This window comes from Klebsiella michiganensis (assembly GCF_015139575.1).
Taxonomy (GTDB): Bacteria; Pseudomonadota; Gammaproteobacteria; order Enterobacterales; family Enterobacteriaceae; genus Klebsiella; species Klebsiella michiganensis.
Genome location: NZ_AP022547.1, coordinates 4,932,800 through 4,951,958, shown reverse-complemented (window position 1 = coordinate 4,951,958; position 19,159 = coordinate 4,932,800). Strand labels below are relative to the sequence as shown.

General features: G+C 55.7%; 13 protein-coding genes. 8 read left to right on the top strand and 5 right to left on the bottom strand.

Translation table 11 applies throughout. The annotated features are described in order from the left end of the window. Positions 1 to 59: 59 nt before the first annotated feature. Complete coding sequence (gene ampD, locus JLG71_RS23215) at positions 60 to 611, top strand: 1,6-anhydro-N-acetylmuramyl-L-alanine amidase AmpD (protein WP_009654552.1); 552 nt, start codon at positions 60 to 62, stop codon at positions 609 to 611. 9 nt (positions 612 to 620) lie between these two features. Next, positions 621 to 1,475: a beta-lactamase regulator AmpE gene (gene ampE, locus JLG71_RS23210; protein WP_200913844.1), complete on the top strand. Its 855-nt coding sequence runs from the start codon at positions 621 to 623 to the stop codon at positions 1,473 to 1,475. Positions 1,476 to 1,505: 30 nt separating this feature from the next. On the opposite strand, the gene JLG71_RS23205 is transcribed toward ampE, so the two are convergent. The 3 genes from JLG71_RS23205 to aroP form a co-directional block, all read right to left on the bottom strand. Then, positions 1,506 to 2,456 (bottom strand): glycoside hydrolase family 43 protein, encoded by a 951-nt coding sequence (locus tag JLG71_RS23205; protein ID WP_048262391.1) that lies wholly within the window; start codon positions 2,454 to 2,456, stop codon positions 1,506 to 1,508. Beyond that, a complete protein-coding gene (locus JLG71_RS23200) occupies positions 2,456 to 3,862 on the bottom strand; it encodes a glycoside-pentoside-hexuronide (GPH):cation symporter (RefSeq protein ID WP_049069183.1) in 1,407 nt (468 codons plus the stop codon). The genes JLG71_RS23205 and JLG71_RS23200 overlap by 1 nt, the downstream gene beginning before the upstream one ends. A gap of 177 nt (positions 3,863 to 4,039) precedes the next feature. Beyond that, complete coding sequence (aroP, locus tag JLG71_RS23195) at positions 4,040 to 5,410, bottom strand: aromatic amino acid transporter AroP (protein ID WP_086073955.1); 1,371 nt, start codon at positions 5,408 to 5,410, stop codon at positions 4,040 to 4,042. 653 nt (positions 5,411 to 6,063) lie between these two features. Between aroP and pdhR the strand changes: the two genes are divergently transcribed. From pdhR to JLG71_RS23170, 5 genes are all read left to right on the top strand, one after another. Further along, positions 6,064 to 6,843: a pyruvate dehydrogenase complex transcriptional repressor PdhR gene (gene pdhR / locus JLG71_RS23190; protein WP_004098632.1), complete on the top strand. Its 780-nt coding sequence runs from the start codon at positions 6,064 to 6,066 to the stop codon at positions 6,841 to 6,843. A gap of 119 nt (positions 6,844 to 6,962) precedes the next feature. Beyond that, positions 6,963 to 9,626 carry a pyruvate dehydrogenase (acetyl-transferring), homodimeric type gene (gene aceE / locus JLG71_RS23185; RefSeq protein WP_004098634.1) on the top strand — a complete coding sequence of 888 codons (2,664 nt, stop codon included), beginning with the start codon at positions 6,963 to 6,965 and terminating at the stop codon, positions 9,624 to 9,626. 14 nt (positions 9,627 to 9,640) lie between these two features. After that, positions 9,641 to 11,515 carry a pyruvate dehydrogenase complex dihydrolipoyllysine-residue acetyltransferase gene (gene aceF, locus JLG71_RS23180; RefSeq protein ID WP_200913843.1) on the top strand — a complete coding sequence of 625 codons (1,875 nt, stop codon included), beginning with the start codon at positions 9,641 to 9,643 and terminating at the stop codon, positions 11,513 to 11,515. A 207-nt stretch (positions 11,516 to 11,722) separates the two neighbouring features. After that, positions 11,723 to 13,147 (top strand): dihydrolipoyl dehydrogenase, encoded by a 1,425-nt coding sequence (gene lpdA / locus JLG71_RS23175; protein WP_004098637.1) that lies wholly within the window; start codon positions 11,723 to 11,725, stop codon positions 13,145 to 13,147. A gap of 163 nt (positions 13,148 to 13,310) precedes the next feature. Next, positions 13,311 to 13,595 (top strand): hypothetical protein, encoded by a 285-nt coding sequence (locus tag JLG71_RS23170; protein WP_014227938.1) that lies wholly within the window; start codon positions 13,311 to 13,313, stop codon positions 13,593 to 13,595. 51 nt (positions 13,596 to 13,646) lie between these two features. Here the strand turns inward: JLG71_RS23170 and JLG71_RS23165 are convergent, their stop codons facing one another. After that, entirely contained in the window at positions 13,647 to 14,447 is an 801-nt protein-coding gene (locus JLG71_RS23165) for a DUF2950 family protein (protein WP_038424070.1), read from the bottom strand. Positions 14,448 to 14,457: 10 nt separating this feature from the next. Further along, positions 14,458 to 16,056, bottom strand: a complete 1,599-nt coding sequence (locus JLG71_RS23160; RefSeq protein ID WP_047724456.1) for a DUF3300 domain-containing protein — start codon at positions 16,054 to 16,056, stop codon at positions 14,458 to 14,460. 355 nt (positions 16,057 to 16,411) lie between these two features. Between JLG71_RS23160 and acnB the strand changes: the two genes are divergently transcribed. Continuing rightward, positions 16,412 to 19,009 carry a bifunctional aconitate hydratase 2/2-methylisocitrate dehydratase gene (gene acnB / locus JLG71_RS23155; protein WP_200913842.1) on the top strand — a complete coding sequence of 866 codons (2,598 nt, stop codon included), beginning with the start codon at positions 16,412 to 16,414 and terminating at the stop codon, positions 19,007 to 19,009. Positions 19,010 to 19,159: the final 150 nt, after the last annotated feature.

Genomic DNA, 19,159 nt, shown 5'->3' with positions numbered 1-19,159 from the left:
GCCGGGGATTGTTTGGTCACGGTGCCGCGAATGCATAAGCTAGTAAAAGGAGACTCAACATGCAGTTGAACGGGGGATGGCTGGAAGAGGCGCGTCGGGTTCCTTCGCCGCACCACGATAGCCGCCCGGATAATGAAACCCCCTCTTTGCTGGTGGTGCATAATATAAGCCTGCCGCCCGGCGAATTTGGCGGGCCATGGATTGATGCCCTGTTCAGCGGTACGCTCGATCCCCATGCCCATCCTTTCTTTGCTGAAATCGCGCATCTTCGCGTTTCGGCACACTGTCTGATTCGCCGCGATGGTGAAATCGTGCAGTATGTGCCTTTCGACCAGCGCGCCTGGCACGCGGGGGTTTCCAGCTATCACGGGCGCGAGCGCTGTAATGATTTTTCGATAGGCATTGAGCTGGAAGGGACCGACGAGCTGGCTTATACCGACGCGCAGTATCAGCAGCTGGTTGCCGTTACCCGTCAGCTTATCTCGCGCTATCCGGCGATAGCTGACAATATCACCGGCCATAGCGATATTGCGCCAGTGCGTAAAACGGATCCCGGCCCGGCTTTTGACTGGGTCAAATTTCGCGGTCTGTTAACCCCGTCGTCAGAATAAGGAGATGCCATGACGTTGTTCACTACGCTGTTGGTCCTCATTGCCGAGCGTTTGTTTAAGCTGGGCGAGCACTGGCAGCTCGATCACCGGCTGGAAGTGCTGTTTCGCCGGGTAAAGCATTATTCCCTGCTCACTACCCTACTGATGACGGTCGCGGCGGCGGCGGTCGTGTTTATTATTCAGCGCCTGCTGCAGGGGCAACTGTTTAACATTCCTCTGCTGGTGTTCTGGATCCTGCTGGGCCTGCTGTGCATCGGCGCGGGCAAAGTCCGTCTGCACTATCACGCCTACCTGAAGGCGGCGGCGCGCGATGATAGCCGCGCCTGCGACGCCATGGCCAGCGAGCTCACCCTGATCCACGGCGTGCCGCCCGGCTGCGACCAGCGTGAATATCTGAGCGAGCTGCAAAACGCGCTGCTGTGGATTAACTACCGCTACTATCTCGCTCCGCTGTTCTGGTTCGTTGTCAGCGGGCCGTGGGGACCGTTAACCCTGATTGCCTACTGTACGCTGCGGGCCTGGCAGACCTGGCTGGCGCGTTATCAGACGCCGCGTCATCGCTTACAGTCGGGTATTGACGGCATTCTGCACGTTGTCGACTGGGTTCCGGTACGTCTGGTCGGCGTGGTGTACGCGCTGGTTGGGCACGGGGAAAAGGCTTTGCCTGCGTGGTTTGCCTCGCTTGGCGACCGCCACTCTTCGCAGTATCAGGTGCTGACGCGCCTGGCGCAGTATTCGCTGGCGCGCGAGCCGCACGTGGATAAAGTGGCGACGCCGAAGGCGGCGGTCTCCATGGCGAAAAAAACATCGCTGGTGGTGGTGGTGATTATGGCGCTGCTGACGATTTACGGTACGCTGATTTAAGCACCTGCCCGCTGGGGGCAGGTTCCGCTTTTAATCCGTATCTGCTGCCGGGATGCCAAAATCAGGCATCCCGTTTTCGTCCCAGCGGACAAGCTTCAGGCGCGTATGGCGATTCGGATCGTACAGCGGGTCGCCTTCGATTTCGGTGTAGTTGCGCGCGTGGTACACCAGCACATCTTCTCCCTCCGGCGTTTGCGTAAAGCTATTGTGTCCGGGCCCATACTGACGATTCTCATAGCTGGTACGAAACACCGGCTGCGGCGCTTTATGCCAGTTTTCCGGCCGCAGCGGGTCGGCGTTAACGTCTATCCACAATAATCCCATGCAGTAGTTTTCGTCGGTGGCGCTGGCGGAGTAGCTGACGAACAGCTTGTCGCCGTGGAACAAGACCGCCGGGCCTTCATTCACCAGAAAACCCCGGCACTCCCAGTCAAACTCGGGTTGACTCAGCCTGACCGGCTGACCTTTTAGCGTCCACGGATTTGCCAGTTCAGCCAGATAGAGGTTGGTATTGCCCTTAATTTCCGGATCTTTTTGCGCCCACAGGTACCACCGTTTACCCTGATGGCGGAAGGTGGTGGCATCCAGCGCAAAGGTATCAAGCGGCGTTTTAATCTGGCCTTTTTCCTGCCATTTCCCGGTTAACGGGTCGCTGTCAGCGCATTCGAGCGCGAACATGCGGTGCTGGAACATGCCCTGCGCATCCAGATCGTGGGTGTGGCTGGCGGCAAAGTAGATATACCATTTGCCGTCAATCTCATGCAGCTCCGGGGCCCATATGAGCTGGCTCATCGGGCCGCTGTCCGGTTTACGCCAGACGACCACCGGCTGCGCGTGGCGTAAACCTTCAAGGGTTGCTGAGCGGCGGATTTCCAGACGGTCATACTCCGGCACCGAGGCAATAAAGTAGTAGCTATCCTGATGGCGCAGAATATACGGGTCCGCGCGTTGTTCAATAAATGGATTCGGCCAGTTTTTCATTACGCTTTCCTTACCTGTTCGCCGGTTTTCAGTTCCTGATAGTCGTTGAGTTCGCTGTAGTTGACCCGGCGTTTCTCGAGGTCGGACTGAATTAGCCGCATAAATTCGCGGTTTACCTTCAGCATACGCACCACCCCCGCGGTAATCAGATAGCCGATGCCGGGGATAACGCTGAATAACAATACGATACCGTTAATCGCGGAGGCGCTTTGCTGCTTCGCACCGGCATCGTAACCGTACCAGGAGAGCAGGAAGCCAACCATCGCGCCGGCGATGGCCAGACCGACCTTCAGGAAGAACAGGTTGCCTGAGAAGCTGATGCCGGTGATGCGTTTGCCGGTCTTCCATTCGCCGTAGTCATCCACGTCGGCCATCAGCGACCAGTGCAGCGGCGAGGGGATCTGATGCAGAATGTTCAGCAGGAAGTAGAGCACCATAATCATCATGGTGGCGTGCGGGTCGAAGAAGTAGAAAGCGCAGGAGAAAACCGCCAGCACGATGTTGGTCCAGAAAAACACCTGCAGTTTGCACCAGCGGTCGGTCAGGACTTTAGCCAGCATACTGCCGATCATCATGCCGACTACCCCGAGGCTGATAAACAGCGTGGCGAAGTGGGTGCTTTGCTGCATCACCCAGGTGACGTAGTACATGGTGGCGGCCATGCGAATAAAGCCCGGACAAACGTTGCACAGCGTTAGCAGCAGGATGCGAACCCACTGGTCGTTTTTCCAGACGTCTTTCAGATCTTTTTTCAGTTCGTCGTTGGTCTGGACGGCGGGTTTTACGCGTTCACGAACGGTGGCAAAGCAGAACAGGAACATGCACATACCGATAATCGCCAGCACGGTCATCGCCATCTGATAGCCTTTGGCTTTATCCTCACCGCCGAACCAGTCCGCCATCGGCAGCAGCGTCAGGGAGAGCAGTAGCGTGGCGATACCGACCATCACGAAGCGATAGGACTGGCAGGCCACGCGTTCCTTCGGATCATTCGTAATCACGCTACCCAAGGAGCAGTAGGGGATGTTGATCGCGGTGTAGGTCAGCGAGAGCAGGAAGTAGGTGACGAAAGCATAGATAACCTTGCTATTGTACGACCACTCCGGGGTGGTAAACATCAGCACGCTGAACAGCGCGTACGGGAAGGCAATCCACAGCAGCCATGGGCGAAAGCGCCCGTATTTACTGCGGGTACGGTCGGCCATCGCCCCCATAATCGGATCGGTGACGGCATCAATAACGCGTACGGAAAGCAGCAAAACGCCCACCAGCGCCGGCGCGAGACCAAAAATATCCGTATAAAAATAGTTAACAAACAACATGATGGCGCCGAATATGATATTGCATCCGGCATCACCCATCCCGTAGCCTATTTTTTCTTTAACTGAAAGCTTATTGCCATTCATCGCAGCGATCTCCCCGTGGCGGTATGGAGAGAATTATTAGCCGGGTAATGGACTAATGCGTTGCAGGATAGGGTTAACGATATGGATAAATCGGTTATCAGGGGGAAAGTGTGAAGCAGATAACAATGCGCTGTGTCCGCCCAGCGGCGGGCGGACACAGCTTATGGAGATACAGGATTATGCTTTAATGGCGCTGGCGGTTTTCTGTTTAAACAGGTAGCCGACGCCGAGAACGGCAATCCATACCGGGATAAGGTAGACGGAAATCGCCATGCCAGGGGTCATCAGCATGATCACCAGCACTCCCGCCATAAACAGCAGGCAGATCCAGTTGCCCAGCGGATAAAGCAGCGCCGGGAAGCGGGTGACCACGCCCTGCTGCTGCTTAGCGCGACGGAACTTCATGTGCGCCAGGCTAATCATCGCCCAGTTGATCACCAGGGCTGAAACCACCAGCGCCATCAGCAGACCAAACGCGGATTCCGGCGCGAAGTAGTTAATCAGTACGCACAGCGCGGTGACCAGCGCGGAGACGAGGATGGTATTGACCGGCACGCCGCGTTTATCGACGCTCATCAGCGCTTTTGGCGCGTTACCCTGCTGGGCCAGACCGAACAGCATCCGGCTGTTGCAGTATACGCAGCTGTTGTAAACGGAGAGCGCCGCGGTTAATACCACGATATTCAGCGCATTCGCGACGAAGGTATCGCCCAGCTCGTGGAAAATCAGGACGAACGGGCTGGTATCGGCGGTTACGCGGCTCCACGGCAGCAGCGAAAGCAGAACGGCCAGCGAGCCCACATAGAAAATCAGGATGCGGTAGATGACCTGGTTGGTGGCCTTCGGAATGCTCTGCTCCGGGTTATCCGCTTCGGCTGCGGTAATACCGACCAGCTCCAGCCCGCCGAAAGAGAACATAATAATCGCCATCATCATTACCAGCCCGGTGAAGCCGTGCGGCAGGAATCCGCCTTGCTCCCACAGGTTGCGTACGGTGGCCTGCGGGCCGCCGTTGCCGCTGAACAGCAGCCAGCCGCCGAACAGAATCATCGCCACGACGGCGACGACTTTGATGATCGCGAACCAGAACTCCATCTCGCCAAACACCTTGACGTTCGTCAGGTTGATGGCGTTGATAGCGATAAAGAAAACGGCCGCAGAAACCCAGGTAGGGATTTCCGGCCACCAGAACTGGACGTATTTCCCGACCGCGGTCAGCTCGGCCATTGCGACCAGCACGTAAAGCACCCAGTAGTTCCAGCCGGAAGCGAAGCCTGCAAAGCCGCCCCAGTATTTGTAGGCAAAATGACTAAATGAACCGGCTACCGGCTCTTCGACGACCATCTCGCCCAGCTGACGCATAATCAGGAAAGCAATAAAACCGGCAATTGCGTAGCCCAGAATAATACCGGGACCCGCGTTTTGGATGACGGATGCGCTACCCAGAAACAAACCGGTACCGATAGCGCCTCCCAGCGCAATAAGCTGAATATGGCGGTTTTTAAGGCCGCGCTTTAGCCGATCGCCATGCTGTTGACCTTCCATCATGAAACCTCGTGTGTGGTTATGGTTATTATGTTTGTCCGCGTCATCCATCAGGTGACTTCTTCGCTGTCCATCCCTGCCTGATAGCATAGTCAGCGAAATTTCACTGAGCCTGCGGCCCGTTTTGCCCCGAGTGATGTAGCGCACATATTGTTGTGTTTGTGTAATTATCAAATTCCGTAGATGTACTTATTTCTTTACGCAAGGCGGAGAGGGAATTCATGAAAAGGCCTTTCGTATCATGGAGAATAGTGATAAGCGCCGCTGAATGCACCTGCTTTATGAAGGGATGATGACGAAGCGAGCAAAAAGACGCCATTTGTAAATCCCACCCCCATGCGCCAGTGCCTACCCATTATTTGTCATCCATGCAAATTTATTGAATTTATATTCACTTAATAAGGCGTTGAATCGGTTCAGATAGCGTAATTTTTCGTTTCTATTACGTTAACACTACCTCTTTGTGAGTAAACACAACATTTGTGCAAGGTTACATTTTTGAAATGTTATTTCTGTAAGGTTGTTAAAACGTGCCGGGTTTAATGATTTCAATCAAAACCTGTATGGACAGAAGGTGAATACTTTGTTACTTTAGCGATACGAACTATGAATTGGTAAGACCAATTGACTCCGGGCTAATGGCAGAGACAGGGAATATGGCCTACAGCAAGATCCGCCAACCAAAACTATCCGATGTGATAGAGCAGCAGCTGGAGTTTTTAATCCTTGAGGGGACGTTGCGCCCCGGTGAAAAACTTCCGCCAGAACGTGAACTGGCAAAACAGTTCGACGTTTCCCGTCCCTCGCTCCGTGAGGCTATTCAACGCCTCGAAGCTAAGGGCTTGTTGCTTCGTCGCCAGGGGGGCGGAACGTTTGTACAAAGCCGCCTGTGGCAGAGCTTCAGCGACCCGCTGGTAGAGCTACTGTCCGACCACCCTGAATCCCAATTTGATCTGCTGGAAACCCGTCACGCGCTTGAAGGCATCGCGGCTTATTACGCGGCGCTGCGCAGCAATGATGAAGACCGCGAACGCATTCGCGAGCTGCATCAGGCCATTGAGCGGGCTCAGCAGTCCGGCGATCTCGACGCCGAATCCGATGCCGTCGTCCAGTATCAAATCGCCGTCACCGAAGCGGCGCACAATGTGGTGCTGCTCCATCTACTACGCTGTATGGAGCCGATGCTGGCCCAGAACGTTCGCCAGAATTTTGAATTGTTGTACGCCCGTCGGGAGATGCTCCCGCAGGTCAGCAATCATCGTACTCGCATTTTTGAGGCGATAATCGCCGGGGAACCGGAGCAGGCGCGTGAAGCGTCGCATCGTCACCTGGCGTTCATTGAGGAAATTTTGCTGGATCGTAGCCGTGAGCAGAGCCGTCGTGAACGCTCACTGCGTCGTTTACAGCAACGAAAAGATGAGAACTCCGGTTCTTAAGCGCCATTTTTAGAGCGCGGCAACTAAACGCAGAACCTGTCTTATTGCATTCTCTGACGAGAATTCAATGGGACAGGTTCCAGATTAATCAACGATTAGATAGATAAGGAATACCCCCCATGTCAGAACGTTTACCAAATGACGTGGATCCGATCGAAACTCGCGACTGGCTACAGGCGATCGAATCGGTCATCCGTGAAGAAGGTGTTGAGCGCGCTCAGTATCTTATTGACCAACTCCTTTCTGAAGCCCGCAAAGGCGGGGTGAAAGTGGCTGCTGGCGCATCGACCGGCGGTTACGTGAACACTATTGCCGTTGAAGATGAGCCGGAATACCCGGGTAATCTGGATCTGGAACGTCGTATCCGTTCTGCGATCCGCTGGAACGCGATTATGACCGTTCTGCGCGCATCGAAAAAAGATCTCGAACTGGGCGGCCACATGGCTTCCTTCCAGTCTTCCGCAACCTTCTATGAAGTGTGCTTTAACCACTTCTTCCGCGCACGCAACGAGCAGGACGGCGGCGACCTGGTTTACTTCCAGGGCCACATCTCTCCGGGCGTCTACGCGCGTGCTTTCCTGGAAGGTCGTCTGACTGAAGAGCAGATGAACAACTTCCGTCAGGAAGTTCACGGTAAAGGTCTGTCCTCTTATCCGCACCCGAAACTGATGCCGGAATTCTGGCAGTTCCCGACCGTCTCTATGGGGCTGGGTCCAATCGGTGCGATTTATCAGGCTAAGTTCCTGAAGTATCTGGAACACCGCGGCCTGAAAGACACTTCCAAACAAACCGTTTACGCTTTCCTCGGCGACGGCGAGATGGACGAGCCGGAATCCAAAGGCGCGATCACCATCGCGACCCGTGAGAAGCTGGACAACCTGGTCTTCGTTATCAACTGTAACCTGCAGCGCCTTGACGGCCCGGTTACCGGTAATGGCAAGATCATTAACGAACTGGAAGGCATCTTTGGCGGTGCTGGCTGGAACGTTATCAAGGTTATCTGGGGCGGACGCTGGGATGAGCTGCTGCGTAAAGATACCAGCGGTAAACTGATCCAGCTGATGGAAGAGACCGTTGACGGTGACTACCAGACCTTCAAATCCAAAGATGGCGCTTACGTGCGTGAGCACTTCTTCGGTAAATATCCGGAAACCGCAGCGCTGGTTGCCGACTGGACTGACGAGCAGATCTGGGCCCTGAACCGCGGCGGTCACGATCCGAAGAAAGTCTACGCTGCGCTGAAAAAAGCACAGGAAACCAAAGGCAAAGCCACCGTAATCCTCGCCCATACCATTAAAGGTTACGGCATGGGTGACACCGCTGAAGGTAAAAACATCGCTCACCAGGTTAAGAAAATGAACATGGACGGCGTTCGCTACGTCCGCGATCGTTTCAACGTGCCGGTTGCCGATGCTGATATCGAAAAACTGCCGTACGTGACCTTCCCGGAAGGTTCTGAAGAGCACACCTATCTGCACGCCCAGCGTCAGAAACTGCACGGCTATCTGCCGAGCCGTCAGCCAAACTTCGATGAGAAGCTGGAGCTGCCGACCCTGGAAGATTTCGGTCCGCTGCTGGAAGAGCAGAATAAAGAGATCTCTACCACTATCGCGTTCGTTCGTGCCCTGAACGTGATGCTGAAGAACAAATCCATCAAAGACCGCCTCGTGCCGATCATCGCCGATGAAGCGCGTACCTTTGGTATGGAAGGCCTGTTCCGTCAGATTGGTATCTACAGCCCGAACGGTCAGCAGTACACTCCGCAGGACCGTGAGCAGGTTGCTTACTACAAAGAAGACGAGAAAGGCCAGATTCTGCAGGAAGGTATCAACGAACTGGGTGCCGGTGCATCCTGGCTGGCTGCTGCGACCTCCTACAGCACCAACAACCTGCCGATGATCCCGTTCTACATCTACTACTCCATGTTCGGGTTCCAGCGTATCGGTGACCTGTGCTGGCAGGCAGGCGACCAGCAGGCTCGCGGCTTCCTGATCGGCGGGACTTCCGGTCGTACCACGCTGAACGGCGAAGGTCTGCAGCACGAAGATGGCCACAGCCACATTCAGTCTCTGACTATCCCGAACTGTATCTCTTACGATCCGTCTTACGCGTACGAAGTTGCGGTCATCATGCACGATGGTCTGGAGCGTATGTACGGTGAGAAACAAGAGAACGTTTACTACTACATCACCACGCTGAACGAAAACTACCACATGCCGGCAATGCCAGCAGGCGCCGAGGAAGGTATCCGTAAAGGTATCTACAAACTCGAAACCGTTGAAGGTAGCAAAGGTAAAGTTCAGCTGCTGGGCTCCGGTTCTATCCTGCGTCACGTCCGTGAAGCAGCGCAGATCCTGGCCAAAGACTACGGCGTAGGCTCTGACGTTTATAGCGTCACCTCCTTCACCGAACTGGCGCGCGATGGCCAGGATTGTGAACGCTGGAACATGCTGCATCCGCTGGAAACGCCGCGCGTTCCGTACATCGCTCAGGTGATGAACGACGCTCCGGCAGTCGCATCTACTGACTATATGAAACTGTTCGCTGAGCAGGTTCGTACTTACGTACCGGCCGATGATTACCGCGTACTGGGTACCGACGGCTTCGGTCGCTCTGACAGCCGTGAAAACCTGCGTCACCACTTCGAAGTTGACGCTTCCTACGTGGTGGTAGCAGCGCTGGGCGAACTGGCTAAACGTGGCGAAATCGATAAGAAAGTGGTTGCGGAAGCCATCACTAAATTCAACATCGATGCAGATAAAGTTAACCCGCGTCTGGCGTAAGAGGTAAAAGAATAATGGCTATCGAAATCAAAGTACCGGACATCGGGGCTGATGAAGTTGAAATCACCGAGATTCTGGTCAAAGTGGGCGACAAAGTTGAAGCTGAACAGTCGCTGATCACCGTAGAAGGCGACAAAGCCTCTATGGAAGTCCCGTCTCCGCAGGCTGGCGTCGTTAAAGAGATCAAAGTCTCCGTCGGCGACAAAACCGAGACCGGTAAACTGATCATGATTTTCGATTCCGCCGATGGTGCAGCAGCAGCTGCACCTGCGCAGGAAGAGAAGAAAGAAGCCGCTCCGGCCGCCGCAGCACCGGCAGCCGCCAGCGCGAAAGAAGTTCATGTACCGGATATCGGCGGTGATGAAGTTGAAGTCACGGAAATCATGGTAAAAGTGGGCGACACCATCGCCGCTGAACAATCCCTGATCACCGTAGAAGGCGATAAAGCCTCTATGGAAGTGCCGGCGCCGTTCGCCGGTACCGTGAAAGAGATCAAGATTAACACCGGCGACAAAGTGTCCACGGGTTCCCTGATCATGATCTTCGAAGTGGCGGGCGCAGCGCCTGCCGCGGCGCCGGCGAAAGCGGAAGCCGCTCCGGCTGCTTCAGGTTCTAAAGAAGTTCACGTGCCGGATATCGGCGGCGATGAAGTTGAAGTGACTGAAGTGATGGTGAAAGTGGGCGATAAAATTGCCGCTGAACAGTCATTGATCACCGTTGAAGGCGACAAAGCTTCCATGGAAGTGCCTGCGCCGTTCGCGGGTACCGTGAAAGAGATCAAAATCAGCACCGGCGACAAAGTCTCCACCGGCTCCCTGATTATGGTCTTCGAAGTGGAAGGCGCTGCGCCTGCCGCAGCTCCGGCTGCCGCGGCTGCTCCGGCACCAGCTGCTGCACCGGCTCAGGCTGCTAAACCAGCTGCACCTGCTGCAAAAGCAGAAGGCAAATCTGAGTTCGCTGAAAACGACGCTTACGTTCATGCTACCCCGCTGATTCGTCGCCTGGCGCGCGAGTTCGGCGTAAACCTGGCGAAAGTGAAAGGAACTGGTCGTAAAGGCCGTATCCTGCGCGAAGACGTTCAGGCCTACGTGAAAGAAGCGGTTAAACGCGCTGAAGCCGCGCCTGCTGCTACCGGTGGCGGTATCCCGGGCATGCTGCCGTGGCCGAAAGTGGACTTCAGCAAGTTTGGTGAAGTGGAAGAAGTTGAACTGGGCCGTATCCAGAAGATCTCTGGTGCTAACCTGAGCCGTAACTGGGTGATGATCCCGCACGTTACGCACTTCGACAAAACCGATATCACCGATCTGGAAGCGTTCCGTAAACAGCAGAACGCTGAAGCTGAGAAGCGTAAGCTGGACGTGAAATTCACTCCGGTGGTCTTCATCATGAAAGCCGTTGCCGCGGCGCTTGAGCAGATGCCGCGCTTCAACAGCTCCCTGTCTGAAGATGCACAGCGTCTGACGCTGAAGAAATACATCAATATCGGTGTGGCGGTTGATACCCCGAATGGTCTGGTTGTTCCGGTCTTCAAAGACGTGAACAAGAAGAGCATTACCGAGCTGTCTCGTGAACTGACCGTGATTTCCAAGAAAGCGCGTGATGGTAAGCTGACCGCTGGCGAAATGCAGGGCGGTTGCTTCACTATCTCCAGCATCGGCGGCCTGGGTACCACCCACTTCGCACCGATTGTGAACGCGCCGGAAGTGGCTATCCTCGGCGTGTCCAAGTCCGCGATGGAGCCGGTATGGAATGGCAAAGAGTTCGTGCCGCGTCTGATGATGCCGATCTCTCTGTCCTTCGACCACCGCGTGATCGACGGTGCTGATGGTGCGCGCTTTATCACCATCATCAACAATATGCTGAGCGACATTCGCCGCCTGGTGATGTAAGCAAAAAGCCGGCCTGACGGCCGGCTTTTTTCTGGTAATCTCTTCTGCGTTTTGAAGTTACCAGCAATAAAGGACAAAATCGTTTGCCGTTTGTTGTTTCAAAATTGTTAACAATTTTGTAAAATGCTTGCGGATAGAACGTCCCGGTGGACATGGGCGTAAAAACAATAGCGTCAGACCCGCCGGATACAAATAACAGAGGTCATGATGAGTACTGAAATCAAAACTCAGGTCGTGGTACTTGGGGCAGGCCCCGCAGGTTATTCTGCTGCCTTCCGTTGCGCTGATTTAGGTCTGGAAACCGTCATCGTAGAACGTTACAGCACCCTCGGCGGTGTTTGCCTGAACGTCGGCTGTATCCCTTCTAAAGCACTGCTGCACGTTGCTAAAGTTATCGAAGAAGCGAAAGCGCTGGCCGAACACGGCATCGTTTTCGGTGAACCGAAAACTGACATTGACAAGATTCGCACCTGGAAAGAAAAAGTCATCACTCAGCTGACCGGCGGTCTGGCTGGCATGGCCAAAGGGCGTAAAGTGAAGGTGGTTAACGGTCTGGGTAAATTTACCGGCGCTAACACCCTGGAAGTGGAAGGCGAAAACGGTAAAACCGTCATCAACTTCGACAACGCTATCATCGCGGCGGGTTCCCGTCCGATCGAACTGCCGTTCATTCCGCATGAAGATCCACGCGTATGGGACTCCACCGATGCGCTGGAGCTGAAAACCGTACCAAAACGCCTGCTGGTTATGGGCGGCGGTATCATCGGTCTGGAAATGGGTACCGTATACCATGCGCTGGGTTCAGAGATTGACGTGGTTGAAATGTTCGACCAGGTTATCCCGGCTGCCGATAAAGACGTGGTGAAAGTCTTTACCAAGCGCATCAGTAAGAAATTCAACCTGATGCTGGAAACCAAAGTGACCGCCGTTGAAGCGAAAGAAGACGGTATCTACGTTTCCATGGAAGGCAAAAAAGCCCCGGCTGAAGCGCAGCGCTACGACGCCGTGCTGGTAGCTATCGGCCGCGTGCCGAACGGTAAAAACCTCGATGCCGGTAAAGCAGGCGTTGAAGTTGACGAGCGTGGCTTTATCCGCGTTGATAAACAGCTGCGTACCAACGTGCCGCACATCTTCGCTATCGGCGATATCGTCGGTCAGCCGATGCTGGCGCACAAAGGCGTTCACGAAGGCCACGTTGCTGCCGAAGTTATCGCCGGCATGAAGCACTACTTCGACCCGAAAGTTATCCCGTCCATCGCCTATACCGAGCCGGAAGTTGCGTGGGTTGGTCTGACTGAGAAAGAAGCGAAAGAGAAAGGCATCAGCTACGAAACCGCCACCTTCCCGTGGGCTGCTTCTGGCCGCGCCATCGCTTCCGACTGCGCTGACGGTATGACCAAACTGATTTTCGACAAAGAATCTCACCGCGTTATCGGCGGGGCGATTGTCGGCACCAACGGCGGCGAGCTGCTGGGTGAAATCGGTCTGGCGATCGAAATGGGCTGTGACGCTGAAGACATCGCGCTGACCATCCACGCTCACCCGACTCTGCACGAGTCCGTTGGCCTGGCAGCAGAAGTCTTCGAAGGCAGCATCACCGACCTGCCAAACGCGAAAGCGAAGAAAAAGTAAATTTTTCTTTCAGGCAAAATCCAAAAAGCGGCTCAGTGAGCCGCTTTTTTTATCGGTGATGTTTAGAACTGTGTCGCCGTTAATAAAATTGCATATCTTATTAATACTTGAAAAATAGTTACTCAGTAAACTTATAGGTAGTTAACTATATGTGAGGTGTGTGATGAAAAAAGTTTTAACGACGACGCTGCTGGCAGCAACGCTGGTCTCGGGTATGGCCTGCGCGGCCGATGCCGCTATTCCCTGGGCTGATAACAGCGGCGGGACCGAAAGCACCCATATTGCGGCGATGGGCCAGGATTTGAATATGCAGCATCAGCAGATAACAAAGACCAGCGAAGGGGTATGGGCGGCGAATTCCGGCAGCATCAGCTCTGATGAAGCGGCGTTGACCAGCACTAAACCGGCTTTTGCGGGTGACCCGTCTCTGATGCCCCATCAGGGCTAAATCAGCACACAGATATGGCCCGGCGGCGTTATCGCACGCCGGGCTTTTTTTCTATTGATTGATGGCCTGCCAGGCTGAATCCGGCGAAAACTGCGAAATGGCGCGCGCTTTGCTCTGCGTCTCATCCCCTAAATTAGCCTGATAAACCTCATCATTCTGGTTGACCATAAAGCTCATGATGCCGGTTTTTCCCCATTCCACAGGCCACGCCAGCAGGGCGAAGCCCTGACCCTCGCCATCTTGAATGATGCGAAAACGGTAGCCGTGATAGCCTTCTCCGGGTTCGGCGGGGCTAAACGCGGGCCCAAGCGGGCTGGGCGCTTCGCCGGGAGCGGCAGGCCAGTAGAGGCCGTCTTTCTTGCCATCGCTGCTGATAATCCTCTGCGCCCAGGTGTGGTTTAGCCGATAAAAATCCTGCTGGGCATCAACGTAAGCGTGCATCGCCTGAATGGCTGACAGCTCATTGCGGCCAATCGCGCGAGTCAGGATCTCATCTTCAGCAGCAGCCATATCAAAACGCCAGCCGCTCTTATCCTTAATGATGGGGATCGGTAGCCGCCATGCTTCCTGTCCCACCTCCAGCCAGGCGCTATTCTGTTGCTGAACGATACGATGGCTGACTTTCCAGTCGCGCTGAAAGCGAGCGACGGCGTCAGGGTCGATGCCCTCCGGCGGTAAAAATTGCTGCCAGCTATCGCCGAGCAGCCCATTGAGGGCAGATTCATCATGCCTGCCGATTGCCGCAGCCAGCGCGCTTGCGGCCTGTTCCGGAGAGGAAAACTGCTGCTGAGCCAGCGCCATGGCGGGCGTCATGGCCAGTGCCAGCAGCGTCATTTTTAAAAATTTTTTCATCTGATTATCCTCAGCGGCGGCGCAGTTCACGGTGTTCGGAAAGATGTTCTCTGGCCGCGCTGCGCTGCTCGCTGCTTAAACCCGAGATATGGCGGCTCTGCAGGCCGCGCTCCTGCTGAGACTGCCAGGAGGGAGAGCGGATATCGTTACCGCTCAGGGCGTTGGCGTGCAGATTATTCAGCTTCTGCTGACGTTGTTCGGGCGTTGCGGCCCGGAACTGTTCACGGCGCTGTTGCTGCTGCGCCGTCGGATGCTGAATTTGCGTTTTGACCGCTTCCCGATGCTGCTGTTGTACGGCGCTATTTTTTACCGCCGGCGTGGCGTCATAGCCGCGATAGTTATTGCGCTGGGTCACCTGATGGAGCTGCTGCGACGCGGCCTGGCGCTGGGCATCGCGGGAAGGCGCGTGATTAAGCGCGTTATCCGCAGGCCCGGTACGCTGCTGTAGCTGCGTCATGGCCGCCTGACGCTGCGCGTTGCGATCGGCGGGCTGATGTTGGGTCGCGCTAAGCCCGCCGGGAACATTGGTCTGATGGTAATGCTGCGCAATCGTATTGTTCGGATAGGGAATATTGCCGCGGTAGGCCGGATTATGCTGCCAGCTGGCGTGGTTTCCCGGCAGGTTCTGCCCGGTAATATGGTTGAAATTATTGACGTTGATGTTGATGTTATCGCCGTTGTGCGCGTAGCCGCCGTGATGATCATCATCGTGATGGTGATCGTCATCGTCATGGTGGTGATGATCGTCATCATCCCAGTCGATGCTGCTGAACAGAGCGTAGGTTGTGGCGACGCCGAGGCTATAGCCAAACCCCTTGACGAAGCTGTCGGTAAACTGCTCCCCCGGAGGCGGCGGCAGGTAGACCGGCGGATAGGCGGTGTCAGGCCAGGCGCCGTAAACAACTGAAGGGTTATAGGCCGGCACGTACACCACATTTGGATTGGTGGATTCGATTTTAATCACCTGCGCCGGGGCGGAGGATGTCACGGCGCTGCTGCTGCGGGAAGCGGTGGCCGTGGACGTTGCTGGAGCCGGTGCCGGTGCCGCGGAGCGGGTGGCGGTGATGACTTTCTGCTGCGGCGTGGATTTTAACGTTCCGGTCTGCTGGGCGATGGCGCGTAAGCGCTGCACCGAATCCATGACGTCCTGCGGCTGGGCGAGAAATGCATTACCCAGGTTTTCCACCCACGGCGCATTTTCTCCCATTAACGCGAGCAGGGAAGGGAAGGCGACCAGCGATTTTACGCTGGGATCCCAGGGCTGATTTGCCACCGCTTGCACCGCCGCATCGCCCTTCATTGTGGGGTTATCCTGCGACCACTCTACCGCCTGGACAACGTTACTCGGGTAGGTCGAAGCCATCAGCACCTGCGACAGCAGATTGTCCGGATAGAGCGCGATTGGCGCGACCCACTGGTCTATCTGCGCGGGTGTATAGGTCGTGGTCACCGGCTGGGCGGCGGCGGTTGCCTGCGCCGTTTGCGCAACGGCGGGGGGCTCGGGAACCGTTTGCGGCTCCCGGCTTTTGACGTAGAGCGTACCCGCGGCGGCTAATAGCCCGGCGCTACAGAGCAGCGCGAGCAGATGGGGTTTGAAAGGCAGTGTCATGAGAACTCCCGGCACAATAATTGGCCCGTTTTGACAGAGTATTGTCGAAAAGCGGGGGATTGCCTGAGTATAGAGAGCGCGTATTTGCGTTTTTGATTTTAGTTGGGATTTCGCTCAATTATGTGTAACAGAATTAATTTTATATACCGCTAAATTGACAGAAAACCTGCATTATTCTGCCCTTAACGATTCAGCTAATTTTTAATGTTGCTTTTTTGTAAACAGATTAACACCCCGCCAAAATCCTGCTATGCTGCCGACGCGGTATCGGGCATTTACCCTACAAACTGCTGTCTCACAGGAGCGTGAAGAGAATCGCCTACCGCATTTTACAATGAGAGCGAGGAGAACCGTCGTGCTAGAAGAATACCGTAAGCACGTAGCTGAGCGTGCCGCCGAGGGGATTGTACCGAAACCCTTAGATGCAACCCAAATGGCCGCGCTGGTAGAACTGCTGAAAAACCCGCCAGCGGGTGAAGAAGAATTCTTGTTAGACCTGTTAATTAACCGCGTACCGCCGGGCGTCGACGAAGCCGCCTATGTTAAAGCCGGATTCCTTGCCGCGATCGCCAAAGGCGAAGCGACTTCTCCACTGGTTACCCGTGAAAAAGCTGTCGAACTGCTGGGCACCATGCAGGGCGGTTACAACATCCATCCCCTGATTGACGCGCTGGACGACGCAAAACTGGCGCCGATCGCCGCGAAAGCGCTGTCCCACACCCTGCTGATGTTCGACAACTTCTACGATGTAGAAGAGAAAGCCAAGGCGGGCAATGCCTACGCCAAACAGGTTATGCAATCCTGGGCCGACGCTGAGTGGTTCCTGAGCCGTCCTCAACTGGCTGACAAAATCACCGTGACCGTTTTTAAAGTCACCGGCGAAACCAACACCGATGACCTGTCTCCGGCCCCTGACGCCTGGTCCCGCCCGGACATTCCGCTGCACGCGCTGGCAATGCTGAAAAACGCCCGCGAAGGCATCGACCCGGATCAGCCCGGCGCCGTTGGCCCGATTAAACAAATTGAAGCACTGCAGCAAAAAGGTTTCCCGCTGGCGTACGTCGGCGATGTCGTGGGTACCGGCTCATCGCGTAAATCCGCCACCAACTCGGTGCTGTGGTTTATGGGCGACGATATTCCGAACGTGCCGAACAAGCGCGGCGGCGGTCTGGTTCTCGGCGGCAAAATTGCGCCTATCTTCTTTAATACCATGGAAGATGCCGGCGCGCTGCCGATTGAAGTGGACGTAAACAACCTGAACATGGGCGACGTGATCGACGTTTATCCGTTCAAAGGTGAAGTCCGTAACCACGAAACCGGCGAACTGCTGGCGACCTTCGAGCTGAAAACCGACGTGCTGATCGACGAAGTGCGCGCCGGCGGCCGTATCCCGCTAATCATCGGCCGTGGCCTGACCACCAAAGCGCGTGAAGCGCTGGGCCTGCCGCACAGCGATGTGTTCCGTCAGGCGAAAGACGTGGCGGAAAGCAGCCGCGGATACTCTCTGGCGCAGAAAATGGTGGGTCGCGCCTGCGGCGTGGCCGGGGTTCGTCCGGGCGCTTACTGCGAACCGAAGATGACCTCCGTAGGCTCTCAGGACACCACCGGCCCGATGACCCGTGATGAGCTGAAAGACCTGGCGTGCCTGGGCTTCTCTTCCGACCTCGTGATGCAGTCCTTCTGCCATACCGCCGCCTATCCGAAGCCGGTGGACGTCACCACGCACCACACGCTGCCGGACTTCATCATGAACCGCGGCGGCGTATCGCTGCGTCCGGGCGATGGCGTTATCCACTCCTGGCTGAACCGTATGCTGCTGCCTGATACCGTGGGTACCGGTGGTGATTCGCATACCCGTTTCCCGATCGGTATCTCCTTCCCGGCAGGCTCAGGCCTGGTGGCGTTTGCCGCCGCAACTGGCGTCATGCCGCTGGATATGCCGGAATCGGTACTGGTACGTTTTAAAGGCAAAATGCAGCCGGGCATCACCCTGCGCGATCTGGTACACGCCATCCCGCTGTATGCGATCAAACAGGGTCTGCTGACCGTGGAGAAGAAAGGTAAGAAAAACATCTTCTCCGGCCGCATTCTGGAAATTGAAGGTCTGCCGGATCTGAAAGTTGAGCAGGCGTTTGAGCTGACCGATGCCTCCGCTGAGCGTTCCGCTGCGGGCTGTACCATTAAGCTGAACAAAGAGCCGATCGTTGAGTATCTGACCTCCAACATCGTCCTGCTGAAGTGGATGATCGCCGAAGGTTACGGCGATCGTCGTACGCTGGAGCGTCGCGTTCAGGGCATGGAAAAATGGCTGGCGGATCAGCAACTGCTGGAAGGCGACGCGGATGCGGAATATGCGGCGGTGATCGATATCGATCTGGCCGATATCAAAGAGCCCATCCTCTGCGCGCCGAACGATCCGGACGATGCGCGTTTGCTGTCCGACGTGCAGGGCGAGAAGATCGATGAAGTGTTTATCGGTTCCTGCATGACCAACATCGGCCACTTCCGCGCGGCCGGTAAGCTGCTGGACAACCACAAAGGCCAGCTGCCGACTCGTCTGTGGGTGGCGCCGCCAACCCGTATGGACGCCGCGCAGCTGACTGAAGAGGGCTACTACAGCGTGTTTGGTAAGAGCGGTGCGCGTATTGAAATCCCTGGCTGTTCCCTGTGCATGGGTAACCAGGCGCGCGTTGCCGACGGTGCGACGGTGGTCTCTACCTCAACCCGTAACTTCCCGAACCGTTTAGGTACCGGCGCTAACGTCTTCCTGGCCTCTGCGGAGCTGGCGGCCGTGGCCGCGCTTATCGGTAAACTGCCGACGCCGGAAGAGTATCAGACCTATGTTGCTCAGGTGGATAAAACCGCAGCGGATACCTATCGTTATCTGAACTTCGACCAGCTGGGTCAGTACACCGAGAAGGCCGACGGGGTTATTTTCCAGACCGCGGTGTAATGCGCTAACTCAGCGCTGTACATAATCCCGCCAATGCCCGGTGAACTTTGCGTCACCGGGCATTTTTATTTCCCGTCCCTCCGTCCACCACGCTTTTTTTCTCTTCCACTGCTGCGATAATGACTGTATGGGTACAGTGCAGCGGTGACG

Coding starts and splice junctions, on each gene's coding strand:
- ampD (WP_009654552.1), top strand. CDS start 60: ATGCAGTTGAACGGGGGATGGCTGGAAGAGGCGCGTCGGGTTCCTTCG.
- ampE (WP_200913844.1), top strand. CDS start 621: ATGACGTTGTTCACTACGCTGTTGGTCCTCATTGCCGAGCGTTTGTTT.
- JLG71_RS23205 (WP_048262391.1), bottom strand. CDS start 2,456: ATGAAAAACTGGCCGAATCCATTTATTGAACAACGCGCGGACCCGTAT.
- JLG71_RS23200 (WP_049069183.1), bottom strand. CDS start 3,862: ATGAATGGCAATAAGCTTTCAGTTAAAGAAAAAATAGGCTACGGGATG.
- aroP (WP_086073955.1), bottom strand. CDS start 5,410: ATGATGGAAGGTCAACAGCATGGCGATCGGCTAAAGCGCGGCCTTAAA.
- pdhR (WP_004098632.1), top strand. CDS start 6,064: ATGGCCTACAGCAAGATCCGCCAACCAAAACTATCCGATGTGATAGAG.
- aceE (WP_004098634.1), top strand. CDS start 6,963: ATGTCAGAACGTTTACCAAATGACGTGGATCCGATCGAAACTCGCGAC.
- aceF (WP_200913843.1), top strand. CDS start 9,641: ATGGCTATCGAAATCAAAGTACCGGACATCGGGGCTGATGAAGTTGAA.
- lpdA (WP_004098637.1), top strand. CDS start 11,723: ATGAGTACTGAAATCAAAACTCAGGTCGTGGTACTTGGGGCAGGCCCC.
- JLG71_RS23170 (WP_014227938.1), top strand. CDS start 13,311: ATGAAAAAAGTTTTAACGACGACGCTGCTGGCAGCAACGCTGGTCTCG.
- JLG71_RS23165 (WP_038424070.1), bottom strand. CDS start 14,447: ATGAAAAAATTTTTAAAAATGACGCTGCTGGCACTGGCCATGACGCCC.
- JLG71_RS23160 (WP_047724456.1), bottom strand. CDS start 16,056: ATGACACTGCCTTTCAAACCCCATCTGCTCGCGCTGCTCTGTAGCGCC.